General features: G+C 46.4%; 15 protein-coding genes. 9 read left to right on the top strand and 6 right to left on the bottom strand.

Annotated features, from left to right (window positions below; genetic code table 11):
- Window positions 1-143: 143 nt before the first annotated feature.
- Together groL and OO774_RS01050 are read right to left on the bottom strand one after the other, a co-directional pair.
- Window positions 144-1,790: a chaperonin GroEL gene (groL, locus tag OO774_RS01055; RefSeq protein ID WP_264903990.1), complete on the bottom strand. Its 1,647-nt coding sequence runs from the start codon at window positions 1,788-1,790 to the stop codon at window positions 144-146.
- Between the two features lie 77 nt (window positions 1,791-1,867).
- Window positions 1,868-2,158 carry a co-chaperone GroES gene (locus OO774_RS01050; RefSeq protein ID WP_005381516.1) on the bottom strand — a complete coding sequence of 97 codons (291 nt, stop codon included), beginning with the start codon at window positions 2,156-2,158 and terminating at the stop codon, window positions 1,868-1,870.
- 218 nt (window positions 2,159-2,376) lie between these two features.
- Between OO774_RS01050 and OO774_RS01045 the strand changes: the two genes are divergently transcribed.
- Window positions 2,377-3,744 (top strand): MATE family efflux transporter, encoded by a 1,368-nt coding sequence (locus OO774_RS01045; protein WP_264903971.1) that lies wholly within the window; start codon window positions 2,377-2,379, stop codon window positions 3,742-3,744.
- Between the two features lie 173 nt (window positions 3,745-3,917).
- On the opposite strand, the gene pfkA is transcribed toward OO774_RS01045, so the two are convergent.
- The 3 genes from pfkA to OO774_RS01030 all read right to left on the bottom strand — a co-directional run bounded on the left by pfkA (window position 3,918) and on the right by OO774_RS01030 (window position 6,709).
- Window positions 3,918-4,880 carry a 6-phosphofructokinase gene (gene pfkA / locus OO774_RS01040; RefSeq protein WP_264903970.1) on the bottom strand — a complete coding sequence of 321 codons (963 nt, stop codon included), beginning with the start codon at window positions 4,878-4,880 and terminating at the stop codon, window positions 3,918-3,920.
- 284 nt (window positions 4,881-5,164) lie between these two features.
- Window positions 5,165-6,073, bottom strand: coding sequence for a CDF family cation-efflux transporter FieF (fieF, locus tag OO774_RS01035; RefSeq protein ID WP_264903969.1), 909 nt, complete (start codon window positions 6,071-6,073; stop codon window positions 5,165-5,167).
- Between the two features lie 123 nt (window positions 6,074-6,196).
- Window positions 6,197-6,709, bottom strand: coding sequence for a CpxP family protein (locus OO774_RS01030; protein WP_264903968.1), 513 nt, complete (start codon window positions 6,707-6,709; stop codon window positions 6,197-6,199).
- 190 nt (window positions 6,710-6,899) lie between these two features.
- Between OO774_RS01030 and OO774_RS01025 the strand changes: the two genes are divergently transcribed.
- The 4 genes from OO774_RS01025 to trmL all read left to right on the top strand — a co-directional run bounded on the left by OO774_RS01025 (window position 6,900) and on the right by trmL (window position 10,272).
- Window positions 6,900-7,589 carry a response regulator gene (locus tag OO774_RS01025; RefSeq protein ID WP_264903966.1) on the top strand — a complete coding sequence of 230 codons (690 nt, stop codon included), beginning with the start codon at window positions 6,900-6,902 and terminating at the stop codon, window positions 7,587-7,589.
- Window positions 7,589-8,995: an envelope stress sensor histidine kinase CpxA gene (gene cpxA, locus OO774_RS01020; RefSeq protein WP_264903965.1), complete on the top strand. Its 1,407-nt coding sequence runs from the start codon at window positions 7,589-7,591 to the stop codon at window positions 8,993-8,995. Before OO774_RS01025 ends, cpxA begins: the two co-directional genes overlap by 1 nt.
- 72 nt (window positions 8,996-9,067) lie before the next feature.
- Window positions 9,068-9,676: a superoxide dismutase gene (locus OO774_RS01015; RefSeq protein ID WP_264903964.1), complete on the top strand. Its 609-nt coding sequence runs from the start codon at window positions 9,068-9,070 to the stop codon at window positions 9,674-9,676.
- A gap of 116 nt (window positions 9,677-9,792) precedes the next feature.
- On the top strand, window positions 9,793-10,272 hold the full coding sequence (gene trmL, locus OO774_RS01010; protein ID WP_264903963.1) for a tRNA (uridine(34)/cytosine(34)/5-carboxymethylaminomethyluridine(34)-2'-O)-methyltransferase TrmL: 480 nt from the start codon (window positions 9,793-9,795) through the stop codon (window positions 10,270-10,272).
- Window positions 10,273-10,341: 69 nt separating this feature from the next.
- Here trmL and OO774_RS01005 read toward each other — a convergent pair whose 3' ends face one another.
- Window positions 10,342-10,872 carry an FxsA family protein gene (locus OO774_RS01005; protein ID WP_264903962.1) on the bottom strand — a complete coding sequence of 177 codons (531 nt, stop codon included), beginning with the start codon at window positions 10,870-10,872 and terminating at the stop codon, window positions 10,342-10,344.
- 385 nt (window positions 10,873-11,257) lie between these two features.
- Here OO774_RS01005 and aspA point away from each other — a divergent pair, with 385 nt between their 5' ends.
- From aspA to OO774_RS00985, 4 genes are all read left to right on the top strand, one after another.
- Window positions 11,258-12,709, top strand: coding sequence for an aspartate ammonia-lyase (aspA, locus tag OO774_RS01000; protein ID WP_264903961.1), 1,452 nt, complete (start codon window positions 11,258-11,260; stop codon window positions 12,707-12,709).
- Window positions 12,710-12,882: 173 nt separating this feature from the next.
- Window positions 12,883-14,190, top strand: coding sequence for an anaerobic C4-dicarboxylate transporter (locus OO774_RS00995; protein WP_264903960.1), 1,308 nt, complete (start codon window positions 12,883-12,885; stop codon window positions 14,188-14,190).
- A 161-nt stretch (window positions 14,191-14,351) separates the two neighbouring features.
- Window positions 14,352-16,169 carry a protein-disulfide reductase DsbD gene (locus tag OO774_RS00990; RefSeq protein ID WP_264903958.1) on the top strand — a complete coding sequence of 606 codons (1,818 nt, stop codon included), beginning with the start codon at window positions 14,352-14,354 and terminating at the stop codon, window positions 16,167-16,169.
- 193 nt (window positions 16,170-16,362) lie between these two features.
- Window positions 16,363-16,992 carry a response regulator transcription factor gene (locus tag OO774_RS00985; protein WP_264903956.1) on the top strand — a complete coding sequence of 210 codons (630 nt, stop codon included), beginning with the start codon at window positions 16,363-16,365 and terminating at the stop codon, window positions 16,990-16,992.
- The last annotated feature ends 1 nt before the right edge of the window (window position 16,993 follow it).

The raw sequence follows: 16,993 nt of genomic DNA, 5'->3' as shown, positions 1-16,993 counted from the left end.
AATACAGATGCTTTTAGCCCCATCGAAAAGTATTCACCCTCAAACACCAGGCACAAAAAAGCCGAGGTAAAAACCTCAGCTTTTTCTTGGTCTGGTCAGTTACCTTAACGCTATAAAAGGTTACAGCAACAAGGTAAGCAGCACTACATCATGCCGCCCATACCACCCATACCGCCCATGCCGCCCATATCAGGCATGCCTGCGCCGTCTTTCTGTGGTAGGTCAGTAACCATTGCTTCAGTTGTGATCATCAGACCTGCAACCGATGCTGCGAACTGTAGAGCGCTACGAGTTACTTTAGTTGGATCCAGGATACCCATCTCTAGCATGTCGCCGTACTCGCCGGTTGCCGCGTTGTAGCCGTAGCTGCCGTCGCCCGCTTTCACGTTGTTCGCGACTACTGAGTCTTCAGCACCAGCGTTCTTGGTGATTTGACGGATTGGCGCTTCCATTGCACGTAGTGCAACGCGGATACCAACGTTTTGCTCTTCGTTGTCACCTTGTAGGTCAACAATCTTAGATGCTGCACGGATTAGAGCAACACCACCACCTGCGACTACGCCTTCTTCAACTGCGGCGCGAGTTGCGTGTAGTGCGTCTTCTACGCGGTCTTTCTTCTCTTTCATTTCAACTTCAGTTGCTGCACCAACTTTGATTACTGCAACACCGCCAGCTAGCTTAGCTACGCGCTCTTGTAGTTTCTCTTTGTCGTAGTCTGAAGTTGATTCTTCGATTTGTTGACGAATCTGAGTGACACGACCCTGGATCATCGCTTCTTCACCGATACCATCGATGATAGTTGTGTTTTCTTTCGTGATCGCAACGCGCTTCGCCTGACCTAGGTCTTCTAGTGTTACTTTTTCAAGCTCTAGACCTACTTCTTCAGAAATCACTGTACCGCCAGTTAGAACGGCGATGTCTTGTAGCATTGCTTTACGACGGTCACCAAAACCTGGTGCTTTTACTGCCGCCACTTTCACGATACCACGCATGTTGTTCACAACTAGTGTTGCTAGCGCTTCACCTTCTACGTCTTCTGCGATGATTAGCAGTGGACGAGAGGCTTTAGCAACCGCTTCTAGTGTTGGTAGAAGTTCACGAATGTTTGAGATCTTCTTATCAACTAACAGGATGAATGGGTTTTCTAGATCAACAGAACCTGCTTCTTGGTTGTTGATGAAGTAAGGAGACAGGTAACCGCGGTCGAACTGCATACCTTCAACTACGTCTAGCTCGTCTTGTAGCGCCTGACCTTCTTCAACAGTGATAACACCATCGCGACCAACACGTTCCATTGCTTCGGCAATGATGTTACCTACGCTTACGTCAGAGTTCGCAGAGATAGTACCTACCTGTGCGATAGCTTTAGTGTCGTTACACTCAACAGACAGCTCTTTTAGCTGTTCAACTGCTGCTGCTACTGCTTTGTCGATACCGCGCTTAAGATCCATTGGGTTCATACCCGCAGCTACTGCTTTCAGACCTTCGTTTACGATTGATTGCGCCAGTACTGTTGCTGTTGTTGTACCGTCACCTGCAGCATCGTTTGCTTTAGATGCTACTTCTTTAACCATTTGAGCGCCCATGTTCTGGAACTTGTCTTCCAGTTCGATTTCGCGCGCTACAGATACACCATCTTTAGTGATTGTTGGTGCACCGAAAGATTTATCTAGAACGACGTTGCGGCCTTTAGGACCTAATGTCACTTTTACCGCGTCAGCCAGAACGTTTACACCTTCTAGCATCTTAACTCGTGCGTCATTACCAAATTTAACGTCTTTAGCAGCCATCTTTGATTTCCTTTCTACAATTCTTTAAGTTCGACTTGGTTTTTGAATCTGAGCAAAAAATTACTCAATGATTGCTATTATTCAACGATTGCCATGATGTCGTTTTCAGACATCACTAGCACTTCTTTACCGTCGATTTTTTCAGTCTTAGTGCCGTAACCTTCAGCGAAGATAACAGTATCACCAACTTTAACGTCCAGCGGTAGCACTGTGCCGTTCTCTAGAATGCGGCCTTTGCCTACAGCTAGAACAACACCGCGAGTTGATTTTTCCGCAGCAGAACCAGTCAGAACGATTCCACCAGCTGACTTAGATTCAACTTCTTTACGTTCAACGATAACTCGGTCATGTAATGGACGAATGTTCATTGGTCGTCTCTCCTGAAAATTTCCATGTTTATTTGATAATTGCCCTTCTGGGACACGTGATCACTATATAAGGGGTCCAATGAACGATCCCAAGGGGCGAGCATGATTTTTTTGTGACTTAGTTAAAAGATCGCAACGGTTTGCGTGAGAAATGCGCACTCGCTCACCTTCTTGCTTTCTTGTATCCTTGCAGTTTATCCACCAGATAGACGTTAAACATGCTGGAAAGAAACAAGCCGGAACACCAAGCAACAGATAAACATGGTTTGTTGAGCGCGCCCATTCCCGAAACACTGAGAAAAATGACGGTCCCGATGACGGTGGGCATGATCGCGATATTGATGTTCAATCTGGTCGATACATTCTTTATTTCTCTGCTCGGCACTCAAGCCCTAGCTGCCATTAGTTACACCTTTCCGGTCACCTTTGGTGTGAATTGCATTACGATGGGCATTGGCATGGGCCTTTCGACCAATATCGGCCGATTACTCGGACAGGGGCACTCTGCGCAAGCCGCGCGTTTTACTACTCATGGTCTACTGTTAGCTGTCATGCTAGTTGTGATTGCGTCATCAGTTGGCTTTGTGACCATCAGACCACTGTTTGGTTTTCTTGGTGCGGCTGACGATTTGCTGCCGCTTATCGAGCAATATATGCACGTGTGGTATCTCACTATTCCATTGCTGGTGATACCAATGGCTGGTAACAGTGCGATACGCGCGACGGGTGATACCAAAACCCCCGCTAAGATCATGATGCTTGCGGGTTTGATCAACGGAATATTAGACCCATTACTGATCTTCGGTTTAGGCCCTTTCCCTGAGCTTGGAATCCAAGGTGCTGCAATTGCGAGTGCCTTCAGCTGGTTGGGAGCGTTGTTGGGCTCATTCTACTTGCTCATAAAACGCGAACAGTTACTCGCTCAACCACAGTGGAAACGACTCAAACAAGATTGGCAGCAAACATTAAAAATTGGCACACCAGCCGCACTATCTACGGCAATGACTCCTCTGTCAGGTGCCATTTTGATGATGCTACTGTCAAGCCACGGCACCGCAGCGGTTGCCGCTTATGGAGCCGCTCAGCGAATTGAATCGATACTCCTTCTGGTACTGATGTCTCTGACCTCTGCACTGACCCCCTTTATGGCGCAAAATCTGGGGGCCAACAACCCACAGCGTGCGTTCGCCGGACTGTTTATCAGCATGCGTTTTGCGGTGGTGTTTCAAGGGCTGATTTTTCTGGCGATGGTGCCATTGAGCATTCCTCTTGCCGCTCTTTTCTCACAAGAAGAAGCAGTAAAAAGCCTGCTTTGGCATTATCTGCTTGTTGTGCCGTTCAGCTACGGTTTCCAAGGTATTGTGATGATATTAGTGAGCGGATTGAATGCGATGCATAAACCATTGCGCGCCTTCCAATGGAGCTTTATGCGCTTGTTCGTATTCACTTTGCCAGCAGCTTGGATTGGCAGCCACCTGTACGACGTGGAAGGGCTATTTATTGGTGTTGCGGTGGGTAATATATTAGGTGGTTTACTTGGTTACATGTTTGCGCTTCACGAGCGGAAATTAATGCTGATAGAATAAAGCCAGAGATTTTAGGAAAAAGTTTGGGGCTTACTGAATACTGAAAAGAAGACCTCCCGTAATCTGTAAGCGAAGCGCTCCGTCATCTGTAATCCAAACCAATAAAAATGCCGTTTACGGTTAAGCAAACGGCATTCAGTAATTGAGTTCAATACAAAGCGAATCGACTTTGCTTAGAACAGCTCTTCTGCAACCTTGTACAGGTCATTACGTACTGGGCGTTTCATGTTTTCAATCGCATCAATGATATCGTGATGTACAAGCTCTTCTTTTTGGATACCAACACAACGGCCACCGTGACCTTCCATCAGAAGGTGAACCGCGTAGTTACCCATGCGAGAAGCAAGCACACGGTCAAATGCAGTAGGACGACCACCACGTTGAATATGACCCAGTACGGTTGCTCGAGTTTCACGACCCGTTGCTGTTTCGATATCACGAGCAAGTTCGTTTGCATCCATCATCAACTCAGTAAGTGCGATGATTGCGTGTTTCTTACCTTTTGCAATACCGTCTTGAATGTTGCCGATCAGCTTCTCTTTATCAAGACCCGTTTCTGGTGTGATGATGTACTCACAACCACCAGCGATAGCAGACATCAGAGTCAGGTCACCACAGTGACGGCCCATGATTTCTACAATTGAAATACGTTGGTGAGATGAAGAAGTGTCACGTAGACGGTCGATTGCATCAATAACTGTGTTTAGTGCAGTTAGGTAACCAATGGTGTAATCCGTACCCGCGATATCGTTATCGATAGTGCCTGGCAGACCGATACATGGGTAACCCATTTCAGTCAGTTTCTTCGCCCCCATGTACGAGCCGTCACCACCGACAACAACCAGTGCATCGATACCGTGTTTCTTCAGATTCTCAATTGCTTTTTCGCGTACTGCCACTTCCTTGAATTCAGGGAAGCGAGCAGAGCCCAGGAACGTACCACCTTTGTTGATAACATCAGAAACACTAGAACGATCTAGTTTTGTGATGCGATCTTCATAAAGACCTAGGTAGCCGTCGTACACACCGTAAACTTCCAATCCCTCAGAAAGTGCTGTGCGTACCACGCCGCGTACTGCAGCGTTCATACCAGGTGCGTCACCGCCACTTGTTAAAACACCGATCTTCTTAATCATGCTCACCCTCGATCTTTGGCAATCAATTATATAATTTTCTTTTAGGCCCCTTGTCACCAAGCAACCTGCATAATCCAGAACTGTGCGTTATGTTACATTTCCTATACCGGATTACCAATGAAAACACACATTTTTATGTAACTTTTCTACTTATGTAAGAGTATTACAGCTTCTCTTAGCAACTTCGTTGATTCACATCAGTATCAGGATTCTTAAAACGTATTGATGGAAAGATAGACAATAAGCGCCCGTTTGTCGTCAGACGTCTTACTATTTTTCGAGCGCTACCAGTCTTGTTGTTTCTGTTCTTTCTCTGGTCCATAAATGACAGATATAGGATCCTGATGGATCAGCACATCCGCTTCAGGGAACACTGCAAGTAAATTTTCTTCTACTTTATCAGCAATATAGTGAGCTTCGATTAAACGTAAGTCGTCGTCTAGCTCAAGGTGTAACTGAATAAAACGCGTCGGCCCGGACATTCGGGTTCGTAGTTGATGAACCCCTCTCACCCCTTTCACACTCAAGCACTGCGCGCGGATTTCTTCTAACTCGGTATCCGGCAGTTTTCTGTCTAGTAAAGTCTGAGTCGCTTCATTGACCATTTTGACAGCGCTGTACAGAATGAACACACCAATGCCAATCGCAAACACCGCATCAGCTTGTGTAACGCCAAAATAACTCAACCCAAGCGCAACCATAATCGCCGCATTCATATAAAGGTCGGTTTGATAGTGGAGAGAATCGGCGGCAATCGCTTGGCTACCAGTCAACCGCACAACATGTTTCTGAAAAGTCACTAAGCCGAACGTCACTGCCATAGCAAACAATGAGACATAAACCCCTAGCTCGGGAGCATGCAAAGCATGAGGACGGAAGAAACGATCGACCCCGTTGAGGATCAAAAATACCGCAGATCCGGAAATGAACATCGCTTGCGCCAGAGCCGCTAATGACTCTGCCTTGCCATGACCAAAAGTATGTTCTCTGTCTGCAGGCTGCAAGGCGTAACGGACCACAACTAAATTCACTACTGATGCGGCAATGTCCAACATAGAGTCAATAAGGGAGGCTAATAGGCTGACCGAACCTGTCACCCACCAAGTGACAACCTTAACCAGTAATAAAACCGTTGCCGTGATTGTCGCAGTCCATGCTGCCGTCGTCACTAAGCGTGCATATTGATGTTTCATAATCAAAGAGTTAACTCAAACCATATCCAGAGTATACCTCGATAATTATTGAATGAGTATGAAATAGCCAGATCAAAAAGAGGCTACCTTTGGCAGCCTCTTCAGATTATTTCAGTGTGATGGTTAGTTACTGTTTGGTTTTTCCATGCGTTTTTGCATTCTTTCACCACACTGCTGCATACGTTCGTTTTGCAATTTTACAAACTCTTCTTTTTGCTCAGGAGTCAGAACACTCAACATCTGGTGTTTTTTCTCCAGCATTTTTACACGGCGCTCAGTTTGTTTTTCTACCATTTCTTTCGCTAATGCAGTGGCTTGGGCTTCATCAAAGTTGTCCGCTAGCACGAGAGCTTGCATTCTTGCATGGTAAGCTTGGCGCTCCGCTCTGCGAGCATCACGGTCTGCCGAATTTTTGCCTTTCATTTCAGCGCGGTTAGCATCACGGAAAGATTGCAATTGCTCTTTTTGTGCGTCAGTCAGATCCATTTGGCGCATGATACCGCGCTCCATACCCGGTCCACATTCGTCACGAGGCCCTTTTTGATGGTCTTTACCACCATAAGCAAAAGCACCTGCTGCACCAAGAGTCAGTGGTAGAACAACGGCAGCTAACACAATTTTTTTTGCAGATTTCATAATTTGATTCCTCATACATCTGATTGCTTCTTCTGGGCTGTTCTCCCAGCGCTTGAGTATAGAATAGGACGCGCTAAGTAAAGTGATGTATAGGGAGCGTAAAGATTCGTAAAGAGTGATTTTTATACTCTTCGTCACCCATCATTCCAATGTAATATTAAATAAAAGGTAATTGATGGTAGGTCCCTAAATGGCAAACATTCTTTTAATTGATGACGATATAGAGCTAACTAGCCTGTTAAAAGAAGTACTCAGCTTCGAAGGATTTGAAGTCAGTGAAGCGAATGACGGAGAAGCAGGTTTAGCTGCCGTGACAAGTGAAGTCGATTTGATTTTGCTGGATGTCATGATGCCTAAACTCAACGGCATGGAAACATTAAAGCGCTTGCGTGAAAACTGGGAAACCCCGGTACTAATGCTGACCGCTAAAGGCGAAGAAATAGACCGAGTGATTGGCTTAGAACTAGGGGCAGACGATTACTTACCGAAACCGTTTAGTGACAGAGAACTACTGGCTCGCATTCGCGCCATTTTACGTCGTACCAGTGCAACGCAAAAAGACAGTAAAAACAGTGACTGCATTGAGTATCAAGAGCTTCACCTTTATCCAGGCAAGCAAGAGGCTTACTGCGATCAGCTGCTGCTTGATTTAACGGCAACAGAATTTGCTTTGCTCACACACTTTGTACAACACCCAGGGCAAGTCCTGACGAAAGAAACTCTAAGCTTAGATGTGCTTGGCAAGCGACTCGCCGCTTTTGACCGCGCGATTGATATGCACGTCTCCAACTTACGTAAAAAACTGCCCGACCAAAGTAACGGTAAACCACGTATCAAAACCTTACGTGGCCGAGGCTACATGCTGCTTGAGGAAGATTAATGAGCCAAATATCACGCATCAAACTGCCGAATATTAACAGCTTGTATGGACGCATATTTGCCATCTTTTGGTTCACCATGCTGTTGGTATTAATCGCTGTGCTATCGCTACCGCATCTGGATCCACGTAAACCTCGTGATATTCCAAGTGGACCCTATCAGCGCATGCTAGAAGTGCGTGATGAAATTCAGAATCAATACAATCAAGAAACTGACCTTGGCCGCATCCTATTTAGTATCGAAGGACGTCGTCAAAATAAAAACGACCCTAGGCCACGGATGTTCTTTTCTGACTATAGCGGCAAAATATTAACCACGGACCACCGCAACAATTTTCAAATGCGGGCCATGCAGAACTTTGTTTCCATTATTGAAGACAATAACCAACCGAAACAAAAACTCTATGGCCGATATATGATTGCAGGTCCGGTACCCATTACCTTGGCCGATTCGGATCTGCTGATGTACGTTGGCTTTAAATGGAATGAACCACCACCACTATTACTGAGACTATTTGATCATCCTGTTCAGTTATTACTGGCTGTGATGCTGGCGAGTACACCTCTTTTGCTCTGGCTCGCATGGGCATTGAGTCAGCCAGCACGTCGGCTAGAAGCCGCTGCACAGCGAGTAGCCAAGGGAGAGTTTGTGATTGATCCCACCCTGGAGAAAGGCACGTCAGAGTTCCGTCAAGCAGGTAGCAGTTTCAACCAAATGGTCGAAGCAGTGAATCAGATGATATCCGGTCAACAGCGTTTACTATCCGATATATCTCACGAGCTGCGTTCTCCGCTCACTCGCCTACGCATGGCCAGTGCGTTAGCAACGCGAAAACAGGGAGAAAGCCCAGAGCTCATACGGATTGATACCGAGGCTCAAAGGCTTGAGCAAATGATCAGTGAGTTACTAGAGCTGTCTCGCATGCAGGCGAATAGCCACATGACACGAGAAACTCAACCGATTCAAAGTTTGTGGGAAGAGATCATCAAAGACGCTCAGTTTGAAGCCGAACAAATGGGCAAAAAGCTGCGTTATTCTCAGCTACCGAAAGGCAGTATTTCAGGTAATCCGAAACTACTGATGAGCGCAGTCGAGAACATCATTAGAAACGCGATTTACTACGGCAAAGATGAAGTTGAAGTCGATGTGAATACGCAAGGGAACACCTTACACATTACGGTAGATGATAACGGTGAAGGTGTTCCGGATGAAGAATTAGAAGCGATTTTCCGTCCGTTTTATCGCGTTTCTACTGCACGTGATCGCCACTCTGGCGGAACAGGGTTAGGACTAACCATCACTGAAAATGCCATTCGCCAACACAGCGGTACGATTGTCGCGAGCCGCAGTCCACTGGGAGGCTTGCGCGTCACCATCACTTTACCTTTGATCAAAGTGGTAAAATAACCCTACAAGATTACAGTTGATAATGATTTTCATTAGCACTAAAGTAAATCCTCCGATTAAGGAGGATTTACTATGTCGCATACATTTCCCGCTCTGCCTTACTCATACAATGCGTTAGAGCCATACATCGACGCAAAGACTATGGAAGTGCATTACAACAAACATCACAAAACCTACTTCGACAAATTCGTTACTGCAGTGCAAGGAAGCCATCTTGAGACTCAATCTTTGGATGAAATCTTCGCGACCGTATCGCAACACAGCCCTGCCATTCGTAATAATGGGGGTGGGTACTACAATCACATTATCTACTGGAATTGCATGTCTCCAGATGGTGGTGGTGAACCACAAGGCGTGCTTGCCCAAGCTATCGACGAGACGTTTGGGAGCTTCGATAAATTCAAAGACGCGTTCGCACAAGCGGCCATTAACACCTTTGGATCCGGCTTTGCCTGGTTAGTCGTAACGGACGGTGAAATTCATATCACTTCCACCAGCAATCAAGACAACCCATTAATGGACGTGGCAGATATCCGCGGTGAGCCCATCCTTGCACTAGACGTATGGGAACACGCTTACTACATCAGTTATCAGAACCGTCGACCTGAATACATTGACGCCTGGTGGAATGTCGTAAACTGGCGCGCTGTTGAAGAAAGCTATGCTCGTGCGCTCAGCTAATTGCAGCTACGAGTATAGGGGCGACGACTATTCAGTGCTCAGCGCTCTTTTATACCCAAGTCGCTGCACTTGGGTATATACTGGGCCTCTCTTTTGACCAACTCTATTTCAATACCATGTTTGATATCGCTTTATATGAACCAGAAATCGCGCCGAACACTGGCAACATCATTCGATTGTGTGCCAACTGCGGTGCAAATCTTCATTTGATTGAACCGCTGGGTTTCGATTTAGAAGAAAAGAAAGTCCGCCGCGCAGGTTTGGATTATCACGATTTGGCTCGCGTGACGCGCCATAAGAACTATCAAGCATTCTTGGAACATCTCGATAAAGAAAAGCAAGGTGGCTACCGCCTGTTCGCTTGTACTACCAAAACAACAGGTCACCATGTGGATGCCCAGTATCAAGCAGGCGATGTGTTGTTATTCGGCCCAGAAACGCGTGGTTTACCGGCAGAGGTGATTGAAAGCTTACCAATGGAGCAACGCATTCGTATTCCAATGATGCCAGATGCTCGCAGCCTAAACTTGTCGAATGCCGTCGCCATTATTGCCTTTGAAGCATGGCGTCAGATGGGCTTTGAAGGCGCTCAATAATAGCGTAAATAAAGACACAAAAAGGGCGCTTGATGCGCCCTTTTGTTTTCTGCTGGAACTGACTATTGATCAGTTGAGCTTATTTCGGTCATTACGATCATCGTCGTCTTTACGCTCGTATTCACCTTCGAAGGTGTTACCATTATCCGAATGAGAATCGAATGGACCACGACGGAATGAATCATCGTCAAACGGCCCCTGCTGACCAGAAAAACCACCGTGGAAACCACCACCGTGAACCGTTTTTACCACCATTTTACTCATCAGGTATTTTGCAATCGCAGCACGAGGCGCAGGCAACAATACCAACATACCAAGTGCATCCGTCATGAACCCTGGAGTTAACAGCAGCACGCCAGCTACAGCCAGCATGACACCTTCAAAAATCTGCTGAGCAGGAATTTCACCTTGCTCAAGACGCCCCTGCACTGACATCAGAGTCTGAATGCCCTGACTACGCACTAAAGACGCCCCTACTACCGCCGTGATCAACACCAAGGCAATGGTCGGCCAGAGCCCTAAAAATCCGCCCACCTGAATAAACAAGCCGATTTCGATGATCGGAACAAAAATAAACGCCAATAATAAGATAGGAAACACACGCCCTCCTTTGTTTAATTCAGTGTAATGGTAAAAGCCAACCAAGCTCAAACGAATCGTTGTAAAAAAGCGTGTTCAGCCCTTCAGATGAGTTAAATGATGTCTTTCTGTTGGCACGATACAGATGGCAATAATCAAAAAATATGAACAGTAAAAACACTCGCCTGAAACCTAAGACAATGACCCGTTCATACTTTGCACACTATTGATGCATAAAAAGCCAAAAAGGTGATCTAGTTACTATTTTTATGTGCTAGGTAAAGTATGATGTGCCACATAAGTCAGGACGGATTTTCCAGCCCAAAATTCTGATGAATGGATTCTAGATTGCAGAATAGGCTAATACTCAACCATATTATTAGAATTATCATCTAAGGATCCTGTTATGGCTACTCTATCTGATACTCAAAAAGCAGTAAACTCAGCCACTCGCATTGAAGAAGATCTATTAGGTCAACGTCATGTTCCTGCAGATGCGTACTACGGTATTCACACCCTACGTGCCATCGAAAACTTCAACATCTCAAATGTAACCATTTCTGACGTACCCGAATTTGTACGTGGCATGGTGATGACCAAGAAAGCCGCGGCACTCGCAAACAAAGAACTTGGTGCGATTCCAAAAGATGTTGCTAACTACATCATCGAAGCATGTGATTTGATCCTGGAAACAGGCAAGTGTATGGATCAATTCCCTTCAGACGTATTCCAGGGTGGTGCTGGCACTTCTGTCAACATGAACACCAATGAAGTAATCGCCAACGTTGCTCTTGAAATCATGGGCAAAGAGAAAGGCCAGTACGAATTCGTTAACCCGAATGATCACGTCAATAAAAGTCAGTCTACCAACTGTGCTTACCCTACCGGCTTCCGTATTGCGGTTTACAACAGCGTACATAAGCTGATGGAAGCCATTGAGTACCTGAAAGGCGCATTCGAACTTAAGGCGATTGAGTTCAAAGATGTGCTTAAAATGGGCCGTACTCAGTTACAAGACGCAGTGCCAATGACGGTTGGTCAAGAGTTCCACGCTTGGGCGGTAACATTAAACGAAGAAATTCGTGCCCTGGACTACACATCAAAGCTACTGCTAGAAATTAACCTGGGTGCGACCGCTATCGGTACGGGCCTGAACACACCTACAGGTTACCAAGCGCTATCTGTAAAACACCTGGCAGATGTGACAAGTCTGGATGTGGTTCCTGCAGAAGACCTTATCGAAGCGACTTCAGACTGTGGTGCTTACGTGATGACGCACAGTGCACTAAAACGCTTGGCTGTGAAACTGTCTAAGATTTGCAACGACCTGCGTCTGCTTTCTTCAGGCCCGCGCGCTGGTCTGAATGAACTTAACCTTCCTGAAATGCAAGCCGGCTCATCTATCATGCCTGCGAAAGTTAACCCTGTGATCCCTGAAGTCGTAAACCAAGTGTGTTTTAAAGTACTGGGTAACGACAACACAGTATCTTTTGCAGCAGAAGGCGGCCAACTACAGCTAAACGTAATGGAACCCGTGATCGCACAAAGCATGTTTGAGTCCATCTCACTGCTACAAAATGCGTGCATCAATCTGCGTGACAAATGTATCGATGGCATCACGGTGAACAAAGAAATCTGTGAGAACTACGTTTACAACTCCATCGGTATCGTAACCTACCTGAACCCATACATCGGTCACCATGAAGGCGACATAGTCGGTAAGATTTGTGCAGAAACTGGTAAGAGTGTTCGTGAAGTCGTGTTAGAGCGCGGTCTGCTAACAGAAGAAGAACTTGACGAAATCTTATCGGTTGAAAACTTCATGCATCCAACTTACAAAGCAAAACGCTACGAGTAAGTCATCTTCCATAGGGGCCTTTAAGGCCCCTTTTTAGGATCTCATACTATTAACCACAATTTTTATAAGCTTTTTAAATTCTATAGCTCTTGAGAGCTGATTTTCTGAACATTTACTCCTGTTCCTGAGTGTTCAAAAAATCAGAATCTATACAAACTAAAGAGGTATCTATAATGGTCATGGTCGAACTCTTCGTGGTTCTGCTCTTTATCTATTTGGGAGCGAGAATCGGCGGTATCGGCATCGGTTTTGCCGGTGGTGCGGGTGTCATTGCATTGTCTTTGATCCTAGGCGTTCCTACTAGCCAGGCTTACATCCCTGTTGATGTAATTTTGATCATCATGTCAGTGATTACCGCTATTGCAGCAATGCAAGTTGCAGGTGGTCTGGACTGGATGGTGCAAGTTGCCGAAAACTTTTTGCGTAAACACCCTGAACGCATCACCTTCTATGCGCCAATCGTGACATACATAATGACACTAATGGCGGGTACTGGTCACACTGCGTTCTCCACTCTGCCAGTCATTGCCGAGGTGGCTAAAGGTCAGGGCGTTCGACCTTCTCGTCCTTTGTCTATCGCCGTTGTCGCATCGCAAATCGCCATCACAGCGTCTCCAATTTCTGCGGCTGTGGTCGCTTTCGCAGCCATGCTTGCTCCATTTGGCGTCGATTACCTCACTCTACTCGCTGTGTGTATTCCAACCACATTCATCGCTTGTATGGTCGGTGCGTTCATTGCGAACTTCATGGGCAGTGAACTAAAAGACGATCCTGAATATCAACATCGTCTGGAAAATGGCCTCATCAAACTCAGTACTGAAGAAAAACGCAAGATTCTACCAACAGCGAAGAAAGCAACGTTTATCTTCCTTGGCGCTATCGCATTCGTAGTGTGCTACGCAGCCGCAATCTCTGGCTCTGTGGGTCTTATCGAGAACCCAGCACTGGGTCGTAACGAAGCGATCATGACAGTCATGCTTGCGGCAGCAGCAGCCATCGTAATGAGCTGTAAGATCGACTCGAGCAAAATCCCAGCGGCGGCAACATTCCGTTCTGGTATGACAGCGTGTGTTTGTGTACTTGGTGTTGCATGGCTAGGCTCTACATTCGTGAACGCTCACGTTGATGGCATTAAGGAAGTGGCTGGTGCACTTCTCGAAGATTACCCATGGATGCTTGCATTGGTGCTCTTCTTCGCTTCTATGTTGCTTTACTCACAAGGCGCAACGACTGTTGCACTGATGCCTGCAGCATTAGCGATTGGTGTCGCACCACTGACTGCGGTTGCATCATTCGCGGCGGTAAGTGCGCTGTTCGTACTACCAACTTACCCGACGCTACTTGCCGCGGTTGAGATGGACGACACAGGCTCAACACGTATTGGTAAGTACGTGTTCAACCACCCATTCTTCCTACCAGGTGTCGCAACCATCGCGTCAGCAGTGACATTAGGCTTCATCTTCGGTGGCCTGCTGATCTAGCAGAAACAGAGTCTTACTCGGGGAGCTTCGGCTCCCTTTTTTATTGCCAGAATTTGAACGTATTGATTAACAAATCTTCACTTTGATGAAACTTATCGGTTAGTCAGCAGGTCTGATTGGGTTACACTTACGGCAATTATCTAAGACGAATTGAACATTTTATGCGTGCATTACTTTCCGTATTACTCTTAGGGTTGATGACCTTTTCTGCACCTTCGCTTGCCCTATTTGGCAAAGACCAGTTTAACAATAGTCAGAACAACAATTTCGGTAATAGCAGCGATAGCTTTGTGCCTGTCGACCAGGCCTTTCCGTTTAATTTTTATCAGCAAGGTGACAAGCTGATGCTCGACTGGCAAGTACGTGATGGCTACTACCTGTACCAGGAACGTTTGTCAGTATCAGGAGAGAACGTCACGCTTGGCGAGTTAGACATGGAGCGCGGCACACCACACAACGACGAATTTTTTGGTGAGGTACATATCTACACCATGCCTCTGTTTGTCAATGTAGCGCTTTCAGATCGGCAGGAAGGTGCACGTGTTGTCGTGCAGTATCAGGGCTGTGCTAAAGCAGGTTTCTGCTACCCACCAGAAACCCGTGTCATTCCTATCCACGCCTTTACGTCACCGACAAACTCATCAGATAAAACGGCGACCACTTCATCGCAAGAGCCAACGATAAAACCAACAACACCAGAACCAAAAGCAACAAGTACAGCGCCTGTTACGCAGCAAGACAGCCTCGCGGCCAACCTGGCTGACAGTTGGTGGACACCACTGCTGTTCTTAGCTTTGGGTGTTGGCCTTGCTTTTACTCCTTGCGTACTGCCTATGTACCCGATTCTGACCAGCATTGTGCTTGGTAGCGGGAAACTCAGCCAACGACGTGCACTTGGCCTATCGTTTATTTACGTACAAGGTATGGCGCTGACTTATACCCTGCTTGGTCTGGTCGTTGCCTCTGCTGGCATGCAGTTCCAGGCGGCAATGCAGCACCCATATGTACTTATCGGTCTGAGTGTCTTATTCATCGCGTTGGCAATGTCGATGTTTGGCCTGTATTCGCTGCAACTCCCAAGCAGTGTCCAAACCTGGCTCAATAACCTAAGTAACAAACAGCACGGAGGCAGCGGTACTGGCGTGTTTGTAATGGGAGCCATTTCCGGTTTGGTATGCTCACCATGCACCACTGCACCGCTCTCTGGTGCGCTGCTTTACGTCGCGCAAAGTGGCGATCTGCTAACCGGTGGTGTTGCTCTGTACGCTCTGGCCATGGGGATGGGGATTCCTCTGATTCTGGTTGCGGTCTTCGGCAATAAACTGCTGCCGAAAGCGGGTAACTGGATGGGTCGGGTTAAAACGCTATTCGGGTTCATTCTGCTCGCAGCACCTATCTTCCTGCTTGAACGCCTGTTACCTGAAATGTGGTCAACGTTACTTTGGTCTGTGTTGGGTGTCGCTGCTTTTGGCTGGCTATATCACGTAAAAAATAGCCTCGAGTTTGGCGGCTGGAAACAGAGTGCCGTTGGAATTATTGCCGTTCTGGGATTATTCGCTTCTGCACAACCTGCGCTGAATTATTGGTTTGGTCACAACGAAACCCATGCTCAGCAAGCCAGTGTCAGTTTCACACGGATAGCGAATGTCGCAGAGCTAGAAGAACAACTGGCGCTAGCAAAAGTGGCAGGTAAACCGGTCATGCTCGACTTTTATGCCGACTGGTGTGTGGCATGTAAAGAGTTTGAGAAGTACACCTTCCATTCGCCAAAAGTCGAAGAAAAGCTGCGAGATTTTGTACTACTGCAAGCGGATGTGACCAAAAATCAGGTTCAAGATATTGAATTACTCAAGCGTATGAATGTCCTTGGCCTACCAACGATTGAGTTTTGGAACAGTAAAGGAGAGTACGTTTCAAACGCTCGTTTAACAGGTTTCATGCAGGCAGAGCCTTTCTTAGAGCACATCAATCAGTTCTAATCAGACAAATTCAAACGCCAGTAATTTTCTACTGGCGTTTTTATTGCACAAAACAAAAAAATAAAATGAGGGTTATATGCATTTTCTCTAATAAAAGTCGATTTGGTTCAGACTTTTAGCGAATAAATATTGTCCACAATCTCAAAGCTGGACAATAATAAATTTAACCAAATAGTCAAAAGTGTTTAACGTCATGGATTCGACCTACACCATCATCATTGCTGATGATCACCCTCTCTTCCGTAATGCTTTGTTCCAATCGGTACACATGGCGGTGAGTGGTGCAAATCTTCTCGAAGCTGACTCACTCGATGCCTTACTTGCGTTATTGGAGAGGGAAGAGGAGCCAGACTTAGTGCTATTGGATCTCAAGATGCCTGGCGCAAATGGTATGTCGGGTCTGATTCACCTGCGTGCCGAATACCCTGACTTACCTGTAGTTGTCGTTTCAGCCAGTGAAGAGCCAGCTATCGTAACTCAGGTAAAAAGTCACGGCGCTTTCGGCTTCATTCCTAAATCAAGTGATATGCGTGAACTCGTTAATGCTATCAATCAGGTGCTTAACGGCGACCCCTACTTCCCTGAAGGTCTGATTACCAATAATGCCGCATGCAGTGATTTAGCAGAGAAGATTGCTACGTTAACGCCGCAGCAATACAAAGTGTTGGGGATGTTGTCAGATGGCTTGCTGAACAAACAAATCGCTTATGAGCTGAATGTATCAGAGGCCACCATCAAAGCGCACATGACGGCGATTTTCCGCAAACTAGGCGTGAAGAACCGCACTCAAGCTGTCATCATGCTAACGGAAATGAATAGTTAAA

The sequence above is a fragment of the Vibrio sp. STUT-A11 genome (assembly GCF_026000435.1).
GTDB lineage: Bacteria > Pseudomonadota > Gammaproteobacteria > Enterobacterales > Vibrionaceae > Vibrio.
The sequence above is the reverse complement of the archived record's forward strand: the minus strand, read 5'-3'. Positions and strand labels throughout refer to the sequence as shown.